This window comes from Prevotella sp. TF12-30 (assembly GCF_003436715.1).
Taxonomy (GTDB): Bacteria; Bacteroidota; Bacteroidia; order Bacteroidales; family Bacteroidaceae; genus Prevotella; species Prevotella copri_A.
This window is the reverse complement of the sequence record NZ_QSQJ01000078.1, coordinates 1388-4456: the sequence shown is the minus strand read 5'-3', so window position 1 is coordinate 4456 and position 3069 is coordinate 1388. Positions and strand designations below refer to the sequence as shown.

The window sequence follows — 3069 nt, the reverse complement described above, 5'->3', positions numbered from 1 at the left end:
TCTGTTGCCGTCAAGCGTGGTGACAGAATCTATTTCCGTGTCCAGTCTGGCTCTGAGGAAACAAGCAACGGTTCTTTTGACAAGGTGAGCTGGTCGCCTACCATTACATACGCTGGCGAGTCAAATATTTTGCCTAACGGGCTTTCTTCAACAGAGTACAAGCCTGAGGATGGTGCCATCTATGATGTGAACACCTCTGCCAATGTGGAGAATGGTTCAAGCGTGGAAGTTCGCAGTGCCTTCCACAAGCCTGTAACAACCGACGATGTTGTTCTCTGCATCATCGGCAGCAATGAAAAGAAAGACAGTGACGGAAACGACAACCCGAACTATATCGAGAAGACTGTCTTTGCTCGTACATTGAAGGCTAATGAGGCTTTTGGTGGCGATTCTCTCAACATCAGTCTGGAGAATACAGAAAAGCTGACCAACTTCAGCTTTGAGATTTCATCTACCTCAAATGTTGATTGGAAGAATATCGGTTGGCAAGCGTCTGTGACTTATAAGGACTCTGCCAACATAGAACAGACGGTAGCCGTTCCTGCACACTATAAGATATTTGCAAATGCCTTGGCAGAGGGCAAGCCATACTTGACCACTGCGACTGATACCGTTTTGGTTGTGTCACCAGTACTTACCCTTTCTGACAATTCCATCAATGGCCAGATTACTTTGACCGCCAAGACAGAGGATGCACTTGTTGGCAAGAAGTCTTTCAATATCGAGAATGGCATCTTGAAAGCCGATACTCTGCGATTTGCAATGACCGCAGGAAAGAACATCTGGTTTGAATACAGCTATCCGGCAGCAATCTCTAATGAAACTGTTACTTCAGCCTCTGTTTCCATTCTGAAAGATGCGGCAGGTCTCGTAACAGAGAATGTGCTTGCTGGATTCTATGCAGAGAATGACAATCTTGGCTTCGGTATGCTTTACCGTGGCTGGGGAGGTTTTGTCTATAACTCTGCAGAAGGCAGATATGCAAAGCCTATTGACGAGTCATTGCTGAAATTGCCGGAAAACGAGAACGACAAGGTTGATCCTCTCACAATGGCATTCACTCCATTGGGCACAGACCAGACCTCTATGGACAAGTGGGTCGGTCAGCGACAGGACATCTATCTTACTGCAACCGAGGCAAGTACAGCCCGACTGACCGAGCAGGATGTTCTTCTCTCCAATCCGTTGGAGAACGATACCGAGGTAGCAGGACTTGCAGGTGAGTATTTGCAAGGTACTGGTGCTGCGGCAGTAAGCCAAGTGATGTCCAGCAAGAGCACGGTAGTGCAAGGCGGTGCGCTTGGCATTACCCATAACAATGCAAATGGCAGTTCCAAGACGGAAGTTGCCATGATGGATATGAACGGTGACGGATTCCCTGACATCATTGCTGGTGGTACTATCCAATACACCAATTCGCAGGGTGGACTAAGTGGAGAAATATACAAGGGCATCGGCTCAAACAACTCTGACAATGCTTCTGAGGCGTGGGGATATGGCGGCAATCCAGTAGCTTCTGCTTCTGATATTACCTATTTAATCTCAGGAGGAAAGGCATCAATACTGAACCAACAGACTGCTTGGTTGGCCCAATTCTCCATTTCTGGCAGTGCGCCAAAGAATACGGATGAAGCTGTAGAATCGTTCATTGATATTAATGGCGATGGACTTCCTGACAAAATTCTTTCCGATAAGAAGGTAAGATTGAACCTTGGCTATGCTTTCACAGAGCCTATAGATTGGGAACTTGACCGTGTTCAAGGCGGTAAGAGTCTTTCTTATAATATTGGTGCAGGCGGTAGTAGTTCGGAAGCCATTTTTGCAAAAAATAAGAAAACGAATATAACTAAAGCTTCTGGTAGCTTCGCAGCTGGCTTTGGCATCGTTACCTCTGAAAATGAGGAGGAATACAATCTTATCGACATCAACTCCGATGGTCTTCCAGACAAGGTATGGAAGAACGGAAATGGTATCACTGTTGCCCTCAACACTGGTAACGGCTTTGATGAGCCTATCAGTTGGAAGGGAGCGAATGCACTTAGTGAATCAGCATCAACAGCAGAATCTGTAAATGCAGCTTTCACAGTAACATTCAATTTATTGACTGTAAAGATTTCAACCAACCCTGGCGCTTCCACCTCCCACAGCATCAACCGCCCTACATACTCCTTGCAGGATGTGGACGGTGACGGCTATCTTGACATCGTTGAGTCTGAGAAGGAAAGCGAGTTGAAGGTTACACGCTCTGCCATTGGCAGAACAAATATGTTGAAGTCAGTCACCAACTCCTTGGGCGGTACTTTCACGCTTGACTATGCGCATACCACTCCTACCTACGGACTTCCTGGTGGCAAGTGGGTAATGTCTGCCCTTACCGTTGATGATGGTATCCATGACGATGGTCCTGTCATGACAACCGACTTTGAGTACAAGGACGGCAAGCGGGACCGCCATGAACGTGAGTTCCTCGGTTTCGGTGAGGTCATCACCAAGAACCTTGACACGGAGAATGGCAATTCTGTTTACAGACAGGCTGTTGAGAACTACGATGTTGCCAACTACTACACGCAGGGCAATGTTACCGCCACTTTCGTGGAGGATGCCAACGGCAACAAATACACGGAGACAAAGAATCGCTACGACAGTTACTATATGACTGCCGAGGGCGACAAGTACACCTTTGCCAAGCGTGACGTGAACCTCTGGAGCGACCGTGCCTCTGCATTCGTTCCTCTCCGCTATACCGCCAGCTTGCAGTATGAGGGTGCTGCCAACGGTACCATTACATCCGAGGCTTGGAACGAGTATTACCTCAATGGCTATCATGGTGAGTTGAAGTCCTACAAGTACAGCGACAAGGGCAGTCTTGGCGAGGACGGAAACGGCAAGTTCGATTATGCGACTGCTATCAAATATACCGACAATGCAGGCAAGCACATCTTCGGACTTCCTGTTGATGTTACTGTTACAGGTGGTGACGGCTCGCTCTATCACCATGTGACGGCGAAGTATAATACCAACTACGCCAACCACATCACCCAGATTACGCAGCAGTTGAATGACGGTGCT

1 protein-coding gene is annotated in these 3069 nt (G+C 47.7%); it reads left to right on the top strand.

Annotated features, from left to right (window positions below; translation table 11 throughout):
* Positions 1–3069, top strand: a 3069-nt coding sequence (locus DXD25_RS17290) for a toxin TcdB middle/N-terminal domain-containing protein (RefSeq protein WP_301331481.1), incomplete at both ends; no start/stop codon positions are given.